Origin of the sequence: Dyella amyloliquefaciens (assembly GCF_004296575.1) — a bacterium.
GTDB classification, from domain to species: domain Bacteria; phylum Pseudomonadota; class Gammaproteobacteria; order Xanthomonadales; family Rhodanobacteraceae; genus Dyella; species Dyella amyloliquefaciens.
The window spans coordinates 1-20,943 of the sequence record NZ_SAYT01000003.1; the positions used below are offsets into that span (position 1 = coordinate 1).

Genomic DNA, 20,943 nt, shown 5'->3' on the forward strand with positions numbered 1-20,943 from the left:
TGGCGATGTCGATCCCAATGCGCGTAAGCTTCATGAGTGGACTCCTCCTCACTGTGACTGGTTGTCTCGCAACTCCAGTCTGGCACTCTTAGATGCCGAGGGTGGGGAGGAGTCCATCCCATTGCTTTCGACCCGAAGCGGATATTGCAGGAATATCGTAACGATCATCTGGCGAAGGTCTAAATAGTCGAGGGGAAGGAAATGGGCGTTCTCGAATTTGCTGGAGGGGCGCTCATCTTCGGCCTCGGCCTTTGGATTGTGCTGGGAGCTTGGCAATCGCAGCTCGTTCGTATTGCGAGTCAGCATGACTTGCCGACGAGATTAAAAGTGGCCGAACGTTGGTATGTATTCGGGATATTTCCGCTGCTTCTGTTCATCATTGGTGGCACTTTCCTGCTGAGCTTGATCGGTGCCAGCCAGATGGGTGGTGACGCTACAGAGCGTCGAGTTCACTTGCTTCTCTTGGTCGGCTTGTACGTTTTGACTGCCTATCCTGGCTGCGAAAGGTGGTTCAAGGCTTCACCGGCGCGAATTGCCGTTGGCTACAAGTGGTGATTACCTTCGAAAGCGCCATGGCGTAGTGTCTGCTGTCGACCCAGTACGGACCTAATCACAATCGGAGAGATGGATTGGCTGAGATTCGAATAGCGCCGGCTGTGTGGCTAATGTCGATGATGATCGCCGTTTGCCTTGCATCTTGTAAGCAATCCGATGCCCCTCCTGCACCGCGTGGCGCGCGGTCCGTGCAAGAGCTTCACGCGGGCTGTGCAGCGCTTGCGGAGTTTGCGAAGGATCTGCAGGCACAAGCCCCAAAGAATGACTTTCAGCGATTCGCCGCCTCCCCAAATAGCTATACGTTTGTCGTTAGAGAGAGTAGCGACTCCTACACCTTCTACTTTGCGCTGAAGCCCTTTCGCGGACGACCAGTAATTGATGAAGGCACGGCCTACAAAGTAGACAAGGCCAACATGAAAGCCGTGGGAGTTGCGTCTCACTGAAACGACCGCTCTCGACCGAAAGTGGACATCGCACTCCCAAAAGGGGCCGGAGGCTGTTAAGGGTCTCATGCGATACATGCCTGCCAAACTCAGACTATCGAGGTTTGTGATCGTGACGGGCGCCCGGGTGATCTAACGGATGCCGGTCGTCCAAGCGTCTTTTCAACCATGGCTTGGAAACGTTGGTCGCCAAGTGCGCGCCCTTGCTTCAGGTGCAATCGAATGGCCGCAATTTCATCGTCGCTAACGCCTTGGCGCAACCACGAACGGTAGGCTTCTGCACGTTGCAGTGCATCTGGCGCCATGGTCAGGAACGTCTCGTGCGGGGTAACGAGAGGATCAGCGGACCGCCCGAGATTGGCATGCACACTGGACCACGGATGATCTTCTGGTGCCTGCACCATGCCAGCCCGGACCGGGTTAAGTTCAATGTAGCGGTAGACCGTCAATAGATACTGATCAGTATTCACCAGGCATGACTTGAAACGTCCTTCCCAAAGCGTGCCGCTACGTCGATGCCGACGATTGAAGGAAGGTACATAGCTTTGTCCGATTTGCCGCATCGCGTTGGATACACCCCTGGCTTGAGCCGTACTGACGAGCAAGTGGACGTGGTTGCCCATGAGAACGTATGCGTGTACGGCAAGTTCGTGATCACGAGCACTTTCCGCGAGAAGCATCAGATAATGTTGCCGATCATCGTCATCAACGAATACAGCACCGCGATTGACGCCGCGCTGGGTGACGTGAAGAGGATGCAAAGGTAGTTCAAGTCGCAATCCGCGTGGCATGCTGCAAGTCCGCTAGGGGAGGGCTTGTGCATCTTTGACGATTTGCTGGTTGGGGTGATGTCCGTGCATATGCGGGTGCAGCGACAGATGAAGTCTCAGCCGAAAGTGATCGTTTAACTACCTCCGGTCCCTTTTGGGCGACAGCCGAAAGTGATCGTTTAACTACCTCCGGTCCCTTTTGGGCGAGACCTTCGGCTACGGCTACAACGGCCGCAACCGAATGACAGTCGTGCAACGCAATGGCGCCGCCGTGGGTACCTATACGTACAACGCCCTGGGCCAACGCACGGCAAAGGCGGCGACGCTCCCTGTCGCGCTCAATCAGCGCTTCGTGTACGACGAAGGCAGCCAGCTGTTGGGTGAGTATGGAGATACCACGCGGGACTACATCTGGCTCGGCAGCTTGCCGGTGGCCGTGGTCGATACCGCCGGGTCCTCGAGTACCGTGAGCTACGTGCATGCGGATGGCCTTAATACCCCGCGCGCCGTCGCAGATGGGAGTGGCAACACTGTCTGGCAATTGGCTTATCAAAACAATGCTTTTGGCGAGGAGCAGCCAAGCAGTGCGAGCGGCTATGCCTTCAATTTGCGCTTTCCCGGCCAGTATTACGATGCTGAATCTGGAATCGCTAATAATATGAATCGTGACTACGAGGCGGCGTCAGGTCGATATGTGCAGAGCGACCCTGTTGGGCTGACTGGCGGCGCAAATACCTATGCCTATGTGAGCGGCAACCCGCTGAATATGATTGATCCGTTGGGTCTTTCGGGAATCTATATCAACTACCCGGATTACCCGATAACCATTCCTGGAACGTCGACTCAAATAGCGCTTGGCCACGCTGCGGTTGTCGCGATAGACGACAACACCGGTACGACTCAGTACTTCGAGTATGGGAGATATGACAGCGACTTTGGCAACGCGAGGCAGGAGCCTGTGCCAAATGTCCAAATAGGGGATGACGGTTTACCCACGCAGGCATCACTCACGAACCTGATGAACTTCGTCTCTAAGCACTATGGGCATGGCAGCCCTGTGGATGCCCAGTATTATCAGGACGCGGACTACCAGAAGACAGTTGATTTCGCTCGGAACCGGATCCGAGACAAGAATCGTGATGCCTACAGCTGGAATCCCCTTCATATGAACACGTGCAAGACCTTCGCACATGACGCTATATCAGCAGGACTAGGGAAATGAGCATGATGACCAAGCGGAACATTTCAACGATCGTTATATGGGTGCTGTCGGTCGCCTTGGTGGGAGCCACTTCATTGCTCTTGTTTGTTTCGGCGAACTCCGGGGTATCGCTGGATAACGCACGGCAAGCGCAGGGCTCGTACCGAGAAGAGGCCAGTGTTCTACGGTCACTTCTTTTGAATGTGGCATCCCTAAACCAGGAAGATGCACTTCGCGTCATTCAGGGGAAGTACTCAGGCTCACATGTGGTCAAGCACGACGTGCAAAGCATTAGCGTTGATTCCGTTCTTCTGAAATATCAAAACGGAAGGCTCGCCCAGGTGTGCTCTGCGCAAGATGACTCATTGAACTCGTGTATAAGCCGCTCTGACTAGCAGGGTCTTGCGAGGCCCAGCGGACCAGACATATATGCGTACGTGAACGGGAATCCCTTGGCGCACTGGGACGTCCTTGGCTTGGCTGACCTGTACTACTGGAGGGGTGTTGGTGGTGACTGGGGACACGTTGGATTGATGCTGAATGACGGGAGCACTTATGTAAGTTGGTGGCCCGTGGACTACGGCCATGTTCATCCGCTGGGCAACCAGACGTTCGAGCATTACTGGGAAGCAGATGCTAGGCCGAATTACACCCCCGAGGCTGATACCAAAGGTGAGGGATATCGGCCACCAACAATTATTCACTTAGACGGGCTGGACGAGGATGCCATACGAGATTGGTGGGACACGTTCAAGAAGTCACCTCGGTGGAACTCTGTGTCTCAGAATTGTTCGACGACGGTGGCAGACGCGCTTAGAGCGGGAGGAATGGAAGGTGTCATGGCAGGGTATCCGAAACCCTTGATATGGAGCCCAGAGGCAGTTGTTGATTACGTAAATACGTACAACGATGTTCGTGCCAATCCAGCTAGTCACGCTTGGTTACTGCGTTAACTACTGTTACGAATTCGAGGTAACAATGAAGTCAATCTACCGACATGGACCCTTGTCCTTCTTGGTCGCAATTGCTCTTATCGGTTGTGGAAGCCCTGCAGGCTCGGAGGTGGGGGGCTCTCAGTCAATTTCTGCGTCCTGCAAGTCAGTAACCGCTGAAGACCAAGCTGCTCTGGTTGCCAATGTGGCTAAGCTTCAGATTGGTGATTCGCAATCAAGGGTTGAATTATTGCTAGGTAAGCCAGGCGACGTGGATCGCCCGCTTGGAAAACCTTCGGGTCAAGTCATCGGAACCGAATACATGTATTTTGTGAAAAAGTGTGACGCCAGCCCGCATGCAGGTTGGGACGATGACTACGTTAGGCTTAGCTTTGATCTTGATGGTCGATTGGGGCTCATTGAGGGGATCCGTGTACAAGGAGTGACTGTGCGTACTCAACAACTCCGGAAGTAGCACTTGAGGCATTCCAAAACGGGGTCAAAACGGGGTCAGGTTCACTTCTGTCGCGGTGGGCGATGGGCGGGCCCAATACTGGCGAAGCGATGCGTTTTGGCCTCCATCATCGCCTTGAAGCAGTCACGCCCAAATGCGCGGTTCGCCTATGCTCGGCGCGAAATCACTTTGACGACGTGGGCGTCTTCGTCGATGCAAACCGCTGCGCATAGCCACTTTCCTGCAGAATCATCTGCGGGTCCTTCAGCGCGATGAGCACCTGCAAGGCCTCGTCCTTGTCTGCCGCACGCTGGTAATAGGCAGCGGCGATGCGCATCCCTATCCAGTATCCCGCTTCGGCGGGCCAGCCTTCGGGCGCGGCACCCTGGTTCCACATCCAGCGGTGCATTGCGGCTTGCCACTCGGCATCGGGCTTACCGTCGACCGGCGGATGCGCGAGTATCGTTGCCCGGTCCTGCGTGAACTGCTTCCACAGGGCTTGCTCCTGCGGCAGACCCCATGCGTCGTGCGAATCCGGATCACCCGTTACCAGGCCCCCGATCAAATTGGCGACGCCTTCGCGCAGTGCCTGGGCAAGCAGGTCGTTGTCCTGGTCGTCGGGCATGGGCGGTTGCAGGGTGTGGACGGTCTCGTGCGCGAACAGGCCACGCAGCCGTCGTCGCAGGTCGGCCGCGTCGACCACGCCATTACAGGCGGCTTCCAGGCCGATGACCTGTGCCCCCGGCTCGGCGGAGCCTCCGGCGTTGCCCGCGCCAAACACCGCGTATACCTGAGGCAGAACAACACCGGGCATCATTCGCTGATACGCCGAATAGATGGTGCGCAGTTCGGGAGTGGCGGTTTTCGCCGCAGGAAGGCAAACGTCAATCGCGTGCTGGTAGATCGGTTGCCTTTCCGCCACCACCTGCGCGAGGTGGGTTGCATCGATGATGCGGTAGGGCGTGAACACGGCGATGCCAGGTGTGCCCTTGTCGAGATAGTCGGACTGCAATTGCGCGGCGGTGGGCCGGCCGTGGGTCCGCTTGAACAGCGCGGCGAATCGATCGGCGTCTGCGGTATCGACGACAGCTGTCTGCGGGTCCCTTACCGTGTTCTTGGTCGGGGCATCCTGTGCCGTCGCAGTCGCCCACGACAGGAGCGCGAGCAAACCCATCCCTGTATTCGTCAGCATTCGCATCGTACCTCCGGTTATCCCTGACCTCTGGCCACGGCATCGTAATCCGCATCCGGTCCATCGTGCCAACCCATCGCGATGATGCCAATGAAACAGGGATGGAGTGGACTTCAGGTGATGACTGGCGTCCTGACGATGCCGGCCGGGTTCTCCAGCACCATGCCTCGTGCGAATTGCCTCTTTAGCGCCTCGCGAAATCGCTAAGGCCCCAGTACGTATTGCACATGCAGGCGGATCGATTCGAGTTCATCGTTCGACATGGCCTTCGTTGGCAACGTACGGCAGACAACGTGTCGTTCTGCTGCGCGCCGAGAGATAAATGGCCGCCATGAGCCACGGCAGGGTGTCCAGGTGTCGCCCACCGGCTTAGTGCTCGATGGCGTAGCTCGAACAGGTGGCGAGCCGATACCGGCCGGGCGTCACGCCCTCGTGTTGCTTGAAGCGGCGGGTGAAGTGACTTTGGTCGGCGTAGCCGAGGCGCAATGCGATATCGACGATGGAGAGCGTCGATTTGAGCATGTGTCTGGCTATGCCCATGCGAACGGCTTCTGCATAGATGGCGATGGGAGCACCGACCTCGGCTGTGAAGACGTGCGCCAGATGGTAAGGGCTCATTCCGGCGATCTGCGCCAGTTCCACCAGCGAATGATTGCGTGTCGGATCGTCATGAATCGCGGACCGGACCTTGCGCACCGCGGGTCGATGGGAGGGACAGGTTCGAGCGGGTGCGTTCTGCTCCGCGTTACGAGCGATCAGCGCTTCGATAAAGTCGATGAGAAGCTGCTCGCACGCGAGAGTCGGGAGGCCAGTATCCATCGCCTCGTGCAGGGCGACGAGACCGGCATGGAGCTTCGCGTTGTAGATGACGGGATCCCTGAAATGCAGTTCATGGAACCGGTGGTCGTCAAACAGGCGGCGAAGCACGCTCATATCCAGGCAAAGGCTTCGATAGGTGTAGCCGTGCTCGTCGCCGGCCTCGCCCGTGTGCGCCTCGCCGACATTGACGAAGAAGAGTCCCTTCGGACCGGTGACATGACGACCGCCGCGGTAGACATAGGACTGCAGTCCGGATTCAACGAGGCCGATGACCGCGTGCTCGTGCGCGTGGCGGCTATATCGATAGGCTTGAAAATGGGCGCGCAGGACTTCGATGCCGGGAAGATCCGGGCGAACCAGCATGTCCGCATGATCGCTCATTTCGGCATTCCTGATATTGGGTCGCGGTGACTCGCTGCGTCGAGCTTGGTCCGTGGGTTCACCACCGTCGAAAGTGTATCTCCAGTCCATTGATGCTCACCAGAGCGCAAGCGAGCGACTGACAGTCTGGATCCTCGCAAGATCGTTCAAGACGTGGAAACGCTCGTCGCTAGTATGCGAAGGCAACTACCGAGGAGCAGGCCAATGGTCAACGATAATCTCGACGTTCTCTTGAAGCGATTCGAACAGCCCGATGAAGTCCATGAAATGGAGAAGGGCAGGTTCGAGGTAGTCCGGCTTGGCGGCATGACGATCGGGCGTGCGACGTATGAGCCCGGTTGGCGTTGGTCCGAGCACGTCGGGCGGCAGCAGGGCGTTGCGCTTTGCGAGGTGGAGCACGTTGGCATGGTCGTCGCAGGACAGGCGACGGCGGCCATGAGCGATGGCCAAGTATTCGTGATGTCTGCCGGCGACGTTTTCTATGTGCCGCCCGGTCACGACAGCTGGGTCGTGGGAGAGCATCCCTATGTCTCTCTCCACTTCATCGGGGCGGACCACTATGCTCGTGACTTGGCCGTTGATTGAGCGCGATGGATGCTGGCTGCCGCGGAGATGGTTCCGGCGCCGTCGCGTCGTTCGCCACCGAACGTCAGGGCTGTGGCATGGCAACAAAACGAACGACGGCTAACGTGTCACATGGGAAATATTCGAATGAAACTCGAATTTCGCCACGTCGACGTCTTTACATCGCAGCCGTACAGCGGAAACAGCCTGCCGGTCTTCCTGGATGCCGGCGGGCTGTCGGCCCGACAAATGCTCCGCATTACACAGGAGCTGCGGCATTTCGAGGCGATTTTTCTCGAGCGGACTGAACGGCCTGATACGGTTCGCGCGCGCGTTTTCGACCTGTTCGAAGAGCTTCCTTTTGCGGGCCACCCGGTTATCGGAGCGGCAGCGGCGTTGCATGAGCATACGGACGTCGAAGATAAATACCTGTGGAACTTCTGTCTTCCCGACAAGACGGTGACGGTCGCGACCGAGCGAACCGAGACTGGCTTCTTTGGTCTGCTCGAGCAGGGGCGGCCGGAAATCATCGGGCCGCCTCTCGATCAGGCGTGGATGGCTTCGGCGTTCGGTTTGGAAAGCTCTGACCTTCATCGCCAGTTGCCTGTCGAGATTGTCAGCACGGGGCTGCGATATCTGATCGTCCCGCTGATACCGGAAGCGCTCGGCCGCGCGCGGATCGCGCGCGATATCAGCTCACAACTCGAGGCCGTCGGCGCGCAGTTTGCGGTCTTGTGGGATGAGTCGGCGGCGGAAGCCAGGCACTGGAACAACGATGGCGTGATTGAGGATGTTGCAACTGGCAGTGCCGCCGGCACCATTGGCGCGTATCGCTTGCGCCACGGTCTCGCAAGATCGGGCGAAACCTTCGTTCTCCATCAGGGGCGATTCACAGGAAGGCCCAGCATCCTGCGTGTCTGCCCGGTGGGTTCGAGCCAAAACATCGAGAACGTCAGCGTAGGCGGAGACGTCGCGATGGTTGGCCGTGGTTGGCTGGATGTCCGGCCATGATCGCTCGTGCTTGGGGCGAAGCCGTGAAGCGATGATCACTCCGAGGATAGTCAGTGCGAATGAGTTGCCTGCATGTATCTCGCGAAGCCGACGGGATCCCGGTGCGAGTCGTCGTTGTACATACGGGTGGGTCGATTGGTGGTCATGCTCCCAAAGTACCTCCGTGGGAAGCATTTGCTCAGGCCACGGCCAACACGGGGTAATCCGTGAGGCCGTGTGCGCTGCCGCCGAAAAGCGTGGCGCGGTCATGCGTATTGAGCGCCGCCCCGGTACGCAGTCGCTCCGGCAGGTCAGGGTTGGCGACGAACGGACGGCCAAACGCGATGAGGTCGGCCCATCCTTCGCTGAGCGCGGCGCGGGCACGCTCGGCGGTGTACTTGCCAGCGTAGATCAGCGTGCCGGGGAAGGCGGCGCGCAGCTTCTGCTTGAACTCGACCGGCATGTGCGGGGCATCGTCCCAGTCGGCCTCGGCGATATGGATATAGGCGATACCTAGCGTGCCGAGCAGCTTCGCCGCGGCCAGATACGTGGTTTCCGGATCGGCGTCGGCGCAGCCATTGAGCGTGGTCAGCGGCGCCAGGCGAACGCCCACGCGACGCTTGTCGCCGGTGCTTTCGATCAGCGCCTGCGTGACTTCGGCGAGGAAGCGCAGTCGGTTCTCCAGTGATCCGCCATAGGCGTCGGTGCGATCGTTGGCGTTGGAGTCGATGAACTGGTTGACCAGATAGCCATTGGCCGCATGCAGCTCGACGCCGTCGAAGCCGGCCGCCATGGCGTTGCGTGCCGCCTGGCGGTAGTCATCGACGATAGCGTGGATTTCCTCCACCTTGACTGCTCGCGGCTTGGACGCCTGCACGAAGCCGGGCGTGCCGTTGCTCTCGGCGACAAAGACGTTCACGCCCTCGGCCTGGATGGCCGACGACGAGACGGGCGCCTGGCCATCGAGCAGACTGGTGTGGCTCAGGCGGCCGACGTGCCAGAGCTGGGCAAAGATGCGCCCGCCGGCCTTGTGCACTGCCTGCGTGATCTTGCGCCATCCAGCGACCTGCGCCGGCGAATGGATGCCCGGCGTCCACGCATAGCCTTTGCCGAGCGGCGAGATCCAGGTGCCTTCGCTGACGATCAGGCCGGCGCTGGCACGCTGCGCGTAGTACTCGGCCATCAACTCGTTGGGTACGTCGCCGGGCTGGCTCGCGCGGGAGCGCGTCATCGGCGGCATGACGATGCGGTTGGGCAGTTCGAGACTGCCGAGCGCATAGGGTTGGAAGAGGGCATCCGATGTATCAGACATGAGGGTCTCCGTGACCGGCACATGCATGCCGGTCGATGAGTAGAGTGGGTGGCGTCAACGCCGGTTCGTGCGATCGACAGTCGCGATCAATCCCATACCGGCGCGAGGCCAGCCGGGTTCACTTCGCGGCCATCACGCTCGAGCGCAGCGATCTTCGTCATGTCGTCGGCGTCGAGTTGCAGGTCGCGGGCAAGCAGGTTGCTGGCGAGGTTCTCGCGCTTGGTGGACGAGGGAATCACCGCATAACCAAGCTGCAATGCCCACGCCAGCGCCACCTGGGCCACGGTCGCCTGATGCTTGTTCGCGATCTGCGCCAGTACCGGATCCTTCAGCACCTTGCCGTAGGCAAGCGTCATATAGGACGTGACCGTGATGCCCTGTTCCTTGAGGAACGAAGTCAGCTTGCGGCTCTGAAGATAGGGGCTCAGCTCGATCTGGTTGGTGGCGATCTCGTTCTTTCCAACGGCCGCAATCGCTTGCTTCGTCAGCTCGATGTTGAAGTTGGAAATGCCGATCTGCCGGGTCAGGCCCAGGACCTTCGCTTCCGCCAGCGCCGTCATGTATTCGGACAGCTCGACACCGTTGCCGGGTGCCGGCCAGTGGATCAGGGTGAGATCGACATAGGGCATGCGCAGCTTTTCGAGGCTTTCGCGCAGGCTGGGCACCAGCTTGTTCTTCGCGTAGTTCTCGGTCCAGATCTTGGTGGTGACGAACAACTCGTCGCGGTTGATGCCGCTGTCGGCGATGGCCTGTCCGACTTCGGCTTCATTGCCGTAGATCTGCGCGGTGTCGACGGCGCGATAGCCGAGTTCCAGCGCGGTACGCACCGAGTCGATGACGGTCTGGCCGGTCAGGCGGAAGGTACCGACGCCAAAGGATGGAATGCTCATGGGGGACTCCTGAGGGAATAGGTCGATGGAGGGAAGGGAGATCAGGCTTGGGCGAGCTGGGTCGATGCCTGGCGGTTATCCAGGCGGCCGGCGAGTACGGTCAGTCCGAAGGCGCCGAGCGTTACCAGTGCGGCGATCCAGGGCGTATGCGCCAGACCGAGATGACTCACCACTTGCGCACCGGCCCAGGAACCACCGGCTACGCCGAGATTGAATGCGGAGATGTTGAAGCCGGCGGCGACATCCGTGGCTTCGGGCGCCACCTGTTCGGCCTGCCGCACGACGTACACCTGCAGGGCCGGTACGTTGCCGAATGCCACGGCGCCCCATGCCAGCACCGTCAACACCACCAGCGGCTTGCTGGGTGCGGTGAAGGTGAGCACGAGCAGCACGACAGCCAGCAATCCGAAGATGATCTTCAGTGCGCTCACCGGTCCGCGATGGTCGGCGAGGCGTCCGCCCCACACATTGCCGATCGCCACCGAGACGCCGTAGGCCAGCAGCACCACGCCCACCATGTCGGGTTTGAAACCGGCGAGGTCTTCCAGGATCGGCGCAAGGAAGGTGAACGCGATCAGCGAGCCGCCGTAACCCACCGCCGTCATCGCATAGACTAGCAACAGGCGCGGTTCCAGCAATACGCGCATCTGGCGACGCAGCGGCGCCGGCGCGGCATGCGGGATGTTGTTCGGCACCAGCGCCAGGGTGCCGATCAGGGCGACCACGCCGAACGCGGCAACGGCAAGGAACGTCATGCGCCAACCGAAGTGCTGGCCGATGAAGGTGCCCAACGGGATGCCGGTGACGAATGCCACCGTCATGCCGCTGAACATGGTGGCGATGGCGCTGGCTGCCTTCTCGCGCGGCACCAGGCTGGTGGCGACGATCGAGCCCACCGAGAAGAACACACCGTGCGCCAGGCCGGTGAGCAGGCGGGCAACGATCAGCGTGTTGTAACCCGGCGCCATCCACGCCACCACATTGCCGATGGTGAACAGCGCCATCAGGCCGACGAGCAGCGGCTTGCGCGGCACGCGGCCGGTAAGCGCGGAGAGGATGGGCGCGCCGACTGCCACGCCGAGGGCATAAAGGCTGACCAGCAGGCCGGCCGAAGGAAGGCCCACGCCGAGGTCGCCGGCAATCGTCGGGATCAGGCCGACGATGACGAACTCCGTGGTACCGATGGCGAATGCCGCCAGGGTCAGGGCAAGCAGTGCGAGAGGCATGACTGGGATCCGGGAGGGGAATCGATGGAGCGCAGTCTGACGGCTTTACATTTGCTGATTAAGCCGCGTATAAGCGAAATACTATTGATTTGAAATCAACAATGAAAACGACCCTCGATGAATTGCTGGCATTCGTGGCCGTCGTGGACACCGGCTCGATCACCGCGGCGGCGGAACAGCTGGGGCTGACCATCTCCGCCACCAGCCGCACCCTGAGCCGGCTCGAGGAAAAGCTGCAGACCACGCTGCTCACGCGAACCACGCGGCGACTGGAGCTGACGGAGGAGGGCGCCGCGTTCCTGCAGCACGCCCGCACCATCCTCGCCTCGGTGGACGAAGCGGAAGAGCAGATGGCGGCGCGGCGCCTGCGCCCGGTGGGTCGCCTTCGGGTCGATGCCGCCACGCCTTTCATGCTGCACGTGATCGTGCCGCACCTTGCCGGATTCCGTGAGCGCTTTCCCGAGGTCGAGCTGGAACTCAATTCCAACGAGGGCATCATCGACCTGATCGAGAAGCGCACCGACGTCGCGTTTCGCATCGGCACACTGAAAGACTCCACGCTGCACGCACGCCCCATCGGAACCAGTCGCGTGCGTGTTCTCGCAAGCCCCGATTACCTGAAACGCCGCGGCACTCCCGTCAAGGCCATTCAGCTGGAGCAACACGATCTTCTCGGCTTCAACCAGCCGGACAGCCTGAACGACTGGCCCCTGCGCGATGCCAGCGGAAACACCGTCCACATCGCGCCGACGGTCGCCTCATCGAGCGGCGAAACGCTGAGGCAGATGGCCCTGGCAGGACTGGGCATCGTCTGCCTGTCGGACTTCATGACCCGCCAAGATCGCCAATCCGGTCGACTGATCCCGCTGTTCCCCCGGCAAACGCTGGACGTCCGACAGCCGATCAACGCGGTCTATTATCGAAACACCACGCTTGCGTCGCGTATCACGTGCTTTGTCGATTACCTTGTCGAGGCGCTGGGCAAGAGGCCCTTTGAAGAGTGAGTCCGACAGGAGCGGGAATATGCAGGAAGCTGGAGCAAGCCGAATAGGCAGAGCCGCATGGTTTGCCATTTGCCTGATCGGATTCGTGTTGATCCGACACTATTTTGGCGAGGAGCCCTTGGCATCTCGCCCGGATGCAAGCCGTGCGGTTGGCGAGTTCATGGTCGTATGCCCCGTCTGGCGCCTGGGTGATTTTCGACTGAAGAGACATAAAGCCCAGTGACCATGGTTCGTGTATGGATGTTCCGGGGGCATCACGACGCCCGCCATGACCATCGGCACCCGTGTGACCAATGACCCATGGCGACCGCCAGGCCCGTGGCTACGCTGGCCCGGTCGAAATGGGAATGGCCACGTCATGAAGATGAAAGCCTTGGCTGCTTTGGTATTCCTGGCAGGAGCCTCCGGAGCCGCAGCGCAGGATGCGTTGCTCACCCAAGCACTCGCCCGGCCCGCGCTACCTGTAGATGAGCTGCATGGCAGTGTGCGTACGACTACCGTCGTGCGTGGTGGCAAGTCGCCCGAGACGGAGGTCGAAACGATCGACCTCGCCAAGTCGCCCGACAAGGCACTGGCCTCTTACGCCGAGTTGAAGGATGTCATTGGCCCCAATGCCCACGTTGCCAGCCAGGGTGCCGGACGCACCGTTTACGCCTTCACCACCCATCGACTTCCGCGTGGGCACACCGGCGGTACTTACGTGCACGCCAACTCCGACGGCGAGGATCGTGACGAGCTGTTTGCCGGCGAGGCTGAGGTAACCATGGACAGCCATGGTCAACCCTTCATCAGTCGCCTTGACCTGCACACCCCCAAGGCGACAGGCAACATCCTGGCCCACGTGAAGAAGCTCGAGGTCAGCTACGCCTTCATCCCGGCCGCGATGAAAGACGCCATGGTGACGACGGCCGTATCCGTCCACGTCGACGTTCGCGCGCTGCTTTTCGTGCACCGGGACGTGCATGCGGAGTCGGTGCTGCTGGCTGATGCCGAGCACTGAGTAGGCGCGTCGCCGTAGGGGTCGTGGCAAATCCCTGCGGGATTGCCACACGCCCGGTTTGTGATCCGCTGGCGCTGACCGAGTTGTAAGCTCCCAGCTGACGCAGGCACCACCGCGTGGCCCGAACGGGCGGGTTTCACCGTCGTCAGCGCTTGCTTTAAACCCAGGGCGAATCAAGGAAGTGTTGCGATGACGACGATTGAGGCTACGCCGCAACGGTATGCACGCGTGGGCGGGTTGCTGTACTTGCTCATCATCGTGTTCGGCGGCTTCGCCGAGGGATACGTGATGAACAGTCTTGTCGTGGCCGGCGATGCCGCGGCAACGGCCCACAACATCATGGCGTCGCCCGGACTCTGGAATCTCAGCGTTGCCGGCAATCTGCTCGTACCCGTATTCGCCGTTGCGCAGACATGGATCTTCTATCTGCTGCTACGGCCGGTGAGCAGGCAGCTGGCTTTGCTCTCGGTGGTCTTCATGCTGGTGTCCCTGTCTGTGGAGTCCGTCAGCAAGTTGTTTCTCCTCGCCGTCATGCCCATCCTGGCGAGCGCCGCCCATCCGGGAGCATTCGATCCCGTCCAGGCGCAGTCTCTTGCTCATCTTTCGCTGATCCTGCACGACATTGCATTCAATATCGCCCTGATCTTCTTTGGTGTCGGCTGCCTGGTGGATGGCTTTCTGATCATCAAGTCCGGCTACCTGCCCAAGCTGATCGGCTGGCTGATGCAAATCGCGGGGTTGTGCTATCTGATCGCCTGCTTTGCTGCGCTGATTGCCCCTGCACTCGCCAATGCGATCACGCCGGCCATCCTGATTCCGCCGCTGATTGGCGAGGCGTCGTTCTGCCTCTGGCTGCTTTTCAAGGGCGTCAACGTCGCGAAATGGAAGGAGCGCGCTGGCATCGCGATGACGAACGTGAAGACGGCCTCGATATAGGGCCCCGCCACCGTAACCGACCTTGCCGCTACGGCCGCTCCGAACGAGTCGCGATCAACGCGCCAGTTCGCGAAAAACCTGCGCCTTGCTTTTGCTCACCGGCAACTCGATGCCGGAGTGCAGCACAGCCATCAGCCGACCATCGAGCTCCCGCCTGAAGCGCGCCAGTTGGTCGAGGTTGATGAGATGGGTGCGATGGATGCGGGCGAAGCGCTGCGGGTCCAGTCGAACCTCGAGGCGGCCCAGCGCGAGATGCAGGATATGGTCGCCGCCTGCGGTATGCGCCACGACATAGTCGCCGACTGCCTCGAACCAGTGGATGTCGTCGACGGCGACCGGCTGGATGCTGCGTCCGTTGCGTACGAAAAGGCGCTGCATGGGACCGTTGGCCAGCATTTCACCGTAGCGGTCCAGCGCCGGTGGCAGCGGCTCGCCGATGGATGCCCGGACCCGGTCGAGGGCCGCGGCGAGGCGGGTGGCTCCAAACGGTTTGAGCAGGTAGTCGAGCGCGCCCAGCTCGAAGGCGGCCACGGCATGTTCTGCATACGCCGTGGTGAAGATGATGCGAGGGGCAGGCTGCGGCAACTGACGCAGGACGTCGATGCCCGAGCATCCCGGCATCTGGACGTCCAGCAGGACCAGTTCGGGTTGCAGCCGGTGAATGGCTGCGACGGCGGCCGGGCCGTCCGCGGCGTCACCTACGCAGCGTATCCAGTCGACCTCCTGCAAAAGATGGCGCAGGCCAGCGCGAGCCAGAGGCTCGTCGTCGACGATGAGGGTGGAGACTGCGTCGCGCTCAGTCATTGTCGTTGCCTGTCGCATGGGCCGTCGTGCGCGCGGCCAGCGTGGCCGGCAAATGCAGTGCCGCGGTGACGCCTGTCGGGGACGCCTGGATCGCCAGCCTGGCGTTGCTGCCGTAGAGGGCAGTCAGCCGCTCGCGCAATCGCTGCAAGCCCGTTCCACCAGCCTGGTCCAAGGCCTCGGGCTCGGCACCGGCGCCATCATCGCTGATCACGAGACACAACCGCCCTTGTTCGATGCTGGCTTGAATGTGCAGATGCGTCGCGCTGACCTTGGGGGCCGCGCCGTGTCGCACGGCATTTTCCACCAGCGTCTGCAACGCAAACGAAGGTAGGGAGGCGTCCATCAGGTTGGCGGGTAGAGCAGCGGTCACCAGCAGCCGGTCGCCGAAGCGCAGCTGTTCGATCGCCAGATAGCGCTCCACGAAACGCCATTCCTCCGCGAGCGGGATCTGGTCCCGTCGCTCGTCCAGCGCCGAGCGCAGCAGGTCGGCCAGTTGCTCCGCCGCGTGGCTGGCCTCGGCGGGATCGAGCGGTATCAACTGCACGACGGTGTGCAGGGCATTGAACAGGAAATGCGGGTGCAGCTGGGCGTGCAGCGCAGCGAGCTGTGCGCGCGCCGTCGCCGCCTGGATCAGGGCGGTGCGCTGGGTCGCCTGCTGGGCATAAGACACTGCAGCGATCATCAGATACAGCCAGATGCCGGTCACCATGAAGCGACCCAGGCCGGGGCCCACGTCGAACACGAGGTGCCAGCGAACCAGGCTTTCGACCAGGCTATAAGCCGCCGCCCACAGCAAGGAGTACAAGGTGGCGGCGAACGTATGGATCAGCAGGAACGACCAGCGAAACGGGTAGGGCCACGGACATCGCCGGACCAGCGCGCTCACGCCCAGCCCCACGACAGCGCCGCTGACGATCATGCGCAGCGCCACTTTTGCAGCGCCAGCGAAAGGCGCGCTGTGTACGTTCATGATCAACACGGTGAACAAGCCCCACATCGGCAGCCAGCCGATGATGAGCTGCAGCCAGAACCAGCTGCGCGAAGGCTGCGGCGAGTTCGTCACGCGGGTCAGTTGCCCGTACGAATGGCGTTGAGTGTCACGAAAGCCGTTTCCCACGTCTTTCCTTCATCGTATGAGCGGTCCTGCACCATGTGGAACCCCGTCGACGTGATGGCGTTGAAATGCGTGCGGCTTCGATAGCGCTTGCCTTCATGGTCCGTGCCGCTGCCGATGACCACCATTTCGCCGTCTTGCCAATGGCCGGTCGAGGGCTGCGCACGGCCCTCGCGGGCATCGAGCACGGTGATCTTCCAGCAGTTTTCTTCGCGGGAAAAGATGCGGGTGGATTGCACTGACGATAGCGGGTTGCCCGAAGGGTCGGTCAGTCGCAGTTCGTCCTCGATGCCCCTGCCATCCACGGCGTGCCACGCCTTCCAGTTGCCCGTCAGCTTTGGCATGCCGTGGATCAATGCCACCAGTCCTCCGACTTTCACCTCGCCCTTCACTTGCCATTGACCGAGCAGGAAATCGAACTGGTGGAGCTCTGCTGCATTGGCCGTCGGGGTTCCGGCATCAGCCGCGTGGGTCATGCCGGCTGCGAAGCTCAGGGACAAGGCAGCGACGAACGCGCGGCGAAGGAACGGTGTCATGGTGATGCCTCGATGTGGGATGGGACGCCTCGAGACTGCCACGGCACCCCATGCCCCAAGCACCCGGATTCGCCGAATCGCCGAAACAGGCCGGTGAACGGTCGGCACCCATCAGGCGGGCCTGCCTACGCTATGCATCAACCCCAGGCCACGTCGGGAGTCACCCGTGTATCGATCCATAGCCCAGTCGCTTTCGCCCGAGCCTGTGATCCGGCTACGTGGCGTCAACAAGACCTACGCCGCCGGCAGCGCAACCTGCGTCGCGCTGGCCGATGTCGACCTCGAAGTCTTTGCAGGGGAGTTTGTCGCCATCACCGGCAAGTCCGGCAGCGGCAAATCGACGGTGCTCAACCTGCTGGGCGGGCTTGATCGTCCGACAGCCGGCGAAGTGTGGGTGGACGGACAAGCCGTGCAAACGCTGTCGGAACAAGCGCTGGCGCGATTGCGGGGACGCTCGGTCGGCATCGTGTTCCAGTTCTTTCAGCTCATGCCGACGCTGTCGGCGGTGGAAAACGTGATGCTGCCGATGGACCTCGCAGGACGCTGGCCCGCAAGCGAGCGCCGCCAGCGCGCTCTTGCGCTGCTGGACAGGCTGGGTGTCCAGGCCCAGGCAGACAAACTCCCTTCGGCCATGTCCGGCGGACAGCAACAGCGAGTCGCGGTGGCGCGAGCCTTGGCTAATGCACCCGCCTTACTGCTGGCGGACGAACCGACCGGCAACCTCGATTCGTACAACGCGTCGTCCTTGCTGGACTTGCTCGGCGAGTTGGTGGCCGAAGGACAGACCCTGGTGATGGTGACGCACGATCCCTCGGTGCTGCGACGGGTCGACCGCACCATAGCCCTGGAAGATGGCCGCGTGGCTTCGCGCCAAGAGGTCTGCCATGTTTGATACGCGCTGGCGCAAAACGCTGCGGGATGCTTGGGGCCATCGTGCGCGGACCTTGCTCGTGGTGCTTGCTGTAGCGCTGGGACTCATCGGCGCCGGGGCGATACTCGATGCATGGGCACTGGTGCGCGTGACGACGCAGGCCAGCTATGTTGCCAGTCACCCGGTCGCGGCGACATTGCAGATCACGCCGTTGGATGGTGCATTCTTGGCTCGCGTCCGCACGGTGCCCGGGGTGGCCGCTGCCCGGTTGCGCCGAACGGTCGTGGTGACTACGCAAGGGCCCGGCGAGCAAAAAACGGTCGTGCTGCATGCTCTCGATGACGTATCCCGCCCGGACATCGGACGACTGCAGGATGCGCAGGGCGGATGGCCGCCGAAGGACGGGGAGATCATGATCGAGCGTTCGTCGCTGGGCTATTCCGGCGCGACGGTCGGCGCGGCTCTTGCCGTGGCGGTGGCGGGCAAGCCGCCCGTCACGCTTCAGGTCGGCGGCCTCGTGCGCGACGTCTCGGTGGCGCCCGGCTGGATGGATCACCTGGTGTATGGCTTCTCCAGTCCGGCAACCTTGGCTCGGCTGGGCGTGTCGTCCGCGTTCGACGAACTGCAGATCACGGTGTCGGACCCGCACCCCACGCAGCAGGCTGTGCGGCAACTGGCGTGGCGCATCAAGGCGCTGGCGGAAGCGGAAGGTCGTCGAGTGGGCCACCTCGACGTGCCCGTGCCGGGCCAGCACATCCACGCTGCCCAGATGAGCACCCTGATGCTCACGCAGGGAGGCTTCGGCATCCTGACCCTGCTCGTGTGTGGCTGCCTGATCGTCAACCTGGTCTCGGCGATGCTGGCGGGACAGCAGCGCGAGCTCGGCATCATGAAAGCGGTTGGCGCCAGCGAGGGGCAATTGGCCGTGCAGGTCCTGGCCCTGGCGGGCGCTTTGGGATTGCTCGCCGTAGCCATGGCGTTGCCTGCGGCGGCGTGGTTGGGGCGACGCTACGGCAGTTTCCAGGGCGAGCTGTTGAACTTCCCGGTCGATCGCTACGCCATTCCTGTATGGGCATTCGTTGCACAGGCGGCCGTTGGTGTCCTGTTGCCTGTCCTTGCGGCTGCCGTGCCCGTCGCTCGCGCCTGTCGCCAGTCCGTGATGGCAGCGCTGCACGGGCAGGACTTATCCGATGCGCCGACCACAGTTAGCGCACGTCGCTGGCTGCAAGGCATGCCGCTCGCGCGTCCGCAACTGCTGTCGTTGCACAACGTCTTTCGCCAGCGTCAGCGTTGCATGCTCACCTTGGCGGCGCTGGCAACCGCGGGTGCCGTTTTCGTCGGCGCGAGCAACCTGCGCGCGGCAGTGGAGCGATCGGTGGATCTGCTCTTCGTCAATCAACATCACGACCTCACGCTGCGCCTGCTCGATCCACAGCCGGCGAGTCGCCTGATCGAGACGGCGAAGGCCGTGCCTGGCATCACCCTGGCCGAAGCATGGGGCACTGCCCGTGCAGGCGTGGCACGCGCCGATGGCACCGTGGGCAACATGTTCAGCCTCCTTGCGGTTCCGAGGAGCAGTCGTCTGCTTACGCCCGCCATGCAAAACGGACGCTGGCTGAGCGATGACGATGCCGACGCCGTGGTGATCGGTAGCGGGGTGCTCAGGAGTGAACCGGCATTGCAGGTAGGGCAGCCGTTACAACTGACGATCGATGGTCGACAGACGACCTTGCGGATCGCCGGCATCATCGACAGCGGGCCAGAGCCAGTGGCGTTCATGTCGCAACACGGGTTCGCCACATCGAGCGGGCGCGACCTCACTTCACTGTTGCTGGTAAGCACCGCTGCCCGCGACAAGGACGGTCAACTCGACGTCATTCGGCGATTGCGCGATGCCTTCGACCGGCAAGGCATGGTCGTCTCCAGCACCCAGTTGCTCAGCGAAGAAAGGCAAGGGATCGAGGATCACCTGCAAATGGTGGTGAGCTTCCTCGGCGGCATGGGCTGGGTGATGATCATCGTCGGCGGCATGGGCCTGGCATCGACCATGAGCGTGGCCGTGCTGGAGCGTCAGCGCGAAATCGGCGTGCTGCGGGCCATCGGTGCGCGCGGCCGCACCATCCTAGGCATGGTGCAACTGGAAGGGCTGGTGATGGCATGGCTGGGCTGGCTGTTGTCGCTGCCGCTGTCCGTGCCCATCAGCATGGTGCTGGCGCGAGGCTTTGCCGCCGTGATGTTTCCCGTACCCACGTCGTTGCTTCCTGAGCCTGCCGGTGCATGGTATTGGCTGGCGCTGGTAAGCAGCGTTTCGGTGATCGCCTGTGCGTGGCCCGCACGGCGAGCCCTGCGCTTATCGGTGGTGAGGGCGTTGCAGTACGAGTGACTGTCGCTCACCTCGATTGGGTGCGGGTGGCCTAGACAAGAGACCGGAGCACGGTGAAGCGCATGATGCTCGCTTCACCGCGCGCCGACCCCGTCCACCGCAAATTTCGTATCAGTGACCCTTGCCCTTGGTCTTGGTCAGACCTTTGCCGTTGGACTTGTCGTGAGCCACATTGCGCACCTCGGGGCCCACCTTCTCGTCGGCAGCCTTGGCGGATTTGGCCTCTGCCGAAACGGCGTCGCCATGCGCGTCATGATTCATGGGCATGCTCGTCGGCATGTCCGAAGCGTGACCACCGCCACCACCGTGGCCATGAGCTTGCGGAGCGGCCATGGCGGGCATGGCGACGATCGAGGCGAGTAGTGCGAATGCGATGAGTGTGCGCATGACGGAACTCCAGGAAGAAGGGCGGCCGTAGCACCTGTGGCGAAGACGGCGCCGGTAACATGGCACAGCCGGCGCGAAGTTCGATGAATAGATGGCGCAACGCATACGAAAAAATCGAGCGTTGTTCAGTGCGTCTTTCTCTTGCGTCAGCCATGTGAAAGATACGGTGGCTGGCGCTC

At 61.6% G+C, this 20,943-nt stretch carries 19 protein-coding genes; 9 read left to right on the forward strand and 10 right to left on the reverse strand.

Annotated elements, in window-relative coordinates; all coding sequences use genetic code 11:
* Positions 1-201 precede the first annotated feature (201 nt).
* Positions 202-555 (forward strand): hypothetical protein, encoded by a 354-nt coding sequence (locus EPB08_RS08520; protein WP_130618671.1) that lies wholly within the window; start codon positions 202-204, stop codon positions 553-555.
* A 532-nt stretch (positions 556-1,087) separates the two neighbouring features.
* Here the strand turns inward: EPB08_RS08520 and EPB08_RS08525 are convergent.
* Positions 1,088-1,789 carry a transposase gene (locus tag EPB08_RS08525; protein WP_130618672.1) on the reverse strand — a complete coding sequence of 234 codons (702 nt, stop codon included), beginning with the start codon at positions 1,787-1,789 and terminating at the stop codon, positions 1,088-1,090.
* Positions 1,790-1,967: 178 nt separating this feature from the next.
* Here EPB08_RS08525 and EPB08_RS08530 point away from each other — a divergent pair, with 178 nt between their 5' ends.
* On the forward strand, positions 1,968-2,990 hold the full coding sequence (locus EPB08_RS08530) for an RHS repeat-associated core domain-containing protein (RefSeq protein WP_130618673.1): 1,023 nt from the start codon (positions 1,968-1,970) through the stop codon (positions 2,988-2,990).
* Between the two features lie 1,549 nt (positions 2,991-4,539).
* Here EPB08_RS08530 and EPB08_RS08535 read toward each other — a convergent pair.
* Together EPB08_RS08535 and EPB08_RS08540 are read right to left on the reverse strand one after the other, a co-directional pair.
* Positions 4,540-5,553 carry a gliding motility protein GldB-related protein gene (locus EPB08_RS08535; protein WP_130618674.1) on the reverse strand — a complete coding sequence of 338 codons (1,014 nt, stop codon included), beginning with the start codon at positions 5,551-5,553 and terminating at the stop codon, positions 4,540-4,542.
* Between the two features lie 363 nt (positions 5,554-5,916).
* A complete protein-coding gene (locus EPB08_RS08540) occupies positions 5,917-6,747 on the reverse strand; it encodes a helix-turn-helix transcriptional regulator (RefSeq protein ID WP_165418448.1) in 831 nt (276 codons plus the stop codon).
* A gap of 204 nt (positions 6,748-6,951) precedes the next feature.
* On the opposite strand from EPB08_RS08540, the gene EPB08_RS08545 reads away from it, so the two are divergent.
* Both EPB08_RS08545 and EPB08_RS08550 read left to right on the forward strand, forming a co-directional pair.
* Positions 6,952-7,332 carry a cupin domain-containing protein gene (locus EPB08_RS08545; RefSeq protein ID WP_130618676.1) on the forward strand — a complete coding sequence of 127 codons (381 nt, stop codon included), beginning with the start codon at positions 6,952-6,954 and terminating at the stop codon, positions 7,330-7,332.
* Between the two features lie 126 nt (positions 7,333-7,458).
* Positions 7,459-8,322 carry a PhzF family phenazine biosynthesis protein gene (locus EPB08_RS08550; protein ID WP_130618677.1) on the forward strand — a complete coding sequence of 288 codons (864 nt, stop codon included), beginning with the start codon at positions 7,459-7,461 and terminating at the stop codon, positions 8,320-8,322.
* Positions 8,323-8,500: 178 nt separating this feature from the next.
* Here the strand turns inward: EPB08_RS08550 and EPB08_RS08555 are convergent, their stop codons facing one another.
* The 3 genes from EPB08_RS08555 to EPB08_RS08565 all read right to left on the reverse strand — a co-directional run bounded on the left by EPB08_RS08555 (position 8,501) and on the right by EPB08_RS08565 (position 11,729).
* On the reverse strand, positions 8,501-9,613 hold the full coding sequence (locus EPB08_RS08555; protein ID WP_130618678.1) for an alkene reductase: 1,113 nt from the start codon (positions 9,611-9,613) through the stop codon (positions 8,501-8,503).
* 86 nt (positions 9,614-9,699) lie between these two features.
* Positions 9,700-10,503, reverse strand: coding sequence for a 2,5-didehydrogluconate reductase DkgB (dkgB, locus tag EPB08_RS08560; RefSeq protein WP_130618679.1), 804 nt, complete (start codon positions 10,501-10,503; stop codon positions 9,700-9,702).
* Between the two features lie 41 nt (positions 10,504-10,544).
* Positions 10,545-11,729 carry an MFS transporter gene (locus EPB08_RS08565; RefSeq protein ID WP_130618680.1) on the reverse strand — a complete coding sequence of 395 codons (1,185 nt, stop codon included), beginning with the start codon at positions 11,727-11,729 and terminating at the stop codon, positions 10,545-10,547.
* Between the two features lie 101 nt (positions 11,730-11,830).
* Between EPB08_RS08565 and EPB08_RS08570 the strand changes: the two genes are divergently transcribed.
* From EPB08_RS08570 to EPB08_RS08580, 3 genes are all read left to right on the forward strand, one after another.
* Positions 11,831-12,733 carry a LysR family transcriptional regulator gene (locus tag EPB08_RS08570; RefSeq protein WP_130618681.1) on the forward strand — a complete coding sequence of 301 codons (903 nt, stop codon included), beginning with the start codon at positions 11,831-11,833 and terminating at the stop codon, positions 12,731-12,733.
* 358 nt (positions 12,734-13,091) lie between these two features.
* On the forward strand, positions 13,092-13,733 hold the full coding sequence (locus EPB08_RS08575; RefSeq protein WP_130618682.1) for a hypothetical protein: 642 nt from the start codon (positions 13,092-13,094) through the stop codon (positions 13,731-13,733).
* A 228-nt stretch (positions 13,734-13,961) separates the two neighbouring features.
* On the forward strand, positions 13,962-14,669 hold the full coding sequence (locus EPB08_RS08580; protein ID WP_229238268.1) for a DUF4386 domain-containing protein: 708 nt from the start codon (positions 13,962-13,964) through the stop codon (positions 14,667-14,669).
* 54 nt (positions 14,670-14,723) lie between these two features.
* Here EPB08_RS08580 and EPB08_RS08585 read toward each other — a convergent pair whose 3' ends face one another.
* From EPB08_RS08585 to EPB08_RS08595, 3 genes are read right to left on the reverse strand one after another with little or no spacing between them, the layout of a single operon-like run.
* Complete coding sequence (locus EPB08_RS08585) at positions 14,724-15,473, reverse strand: LytR/AlgR family response regulator transcription factor (protein ID WP_165418449.1); 750 nt, start codon at positions 15,471-15,473, stop codon at positions 14,724-14,726.
* Complete coding sequence (locus tag EPB08_RS08590) at positions 15,466-16,536, reverse strand: sensor histidine kinase (protein WP_130618685.1); 1,071 nt, start codon at positions 16,534-16,536, stop codon at positions 15,466-15,468. The genes EPB08_RS08585 and EPB08_RS08590 overlap by 8 nt, the downstream gene beginning before the upstream one ends.
* A gap of 5 nt (positions 16,537-16,541) precedes the next feature.
* Positions 16,542-17,123 (reverse strand): hypothetical protein, encoded by a 582-nt coding sequence (locus EPB08_RS08595; protein ID WP_130618686.1) that lies wholly within the window; start codon positions 17,121-17,123, stop codon positions 16,542-16,544.
* Positions 17,124-17,289: 166 nt separating this feature from the next.
* Here EPB08_RS08595 and EPB08_RS08600 point away from each other — a divergent pair, with 166 nt between their 5' ends.
* Both EPB08_RS08600 and EPB08_RS08605 read left to right on the forward strand, forming a co-directional pair.
* Positions 17,290-18,015, forward strand: a complete 726-nt coding sequence (locus EPB08_RS08600; RefSeq protein ID WP_229238269.1) for an ABC transporter ATP-binding protein — start codon at positions 17,290-17,292, stop codon at positions 18,013-18,015.
* Positions 18,008-20,377, forward strand: coding sequence for an ABC transporter permease (locus EPB08_RS08605; protein WP_165418450.1), 2,370 nt, complete (start codon positions 18,008-18,010; stop codon positions 20,375-20,377). The genes EPB08_RS08600 and EPB08_RS08605 overlap by 8 nt, the downstream gene beginning before the upstream one ends.
* Before the next feature lie 111 nt (positions 20,378-20,488).
* On the opposite strand, the gene EPB08_RS08610 is transcribed toward EPB08_RS08605, so the two are convergent.
* Positions 20,489-20,764, reverse strand: coding sequence for a hypothetical protein (locus tag EPB08_RS08610; protein WP_130618688.1), 276 nt, complete (start codon positions 20,762-20,764; stop codon positions 20,489-20,491).
* Positions 20,765-20,943 lie beyond the last annotated feature (179 nt).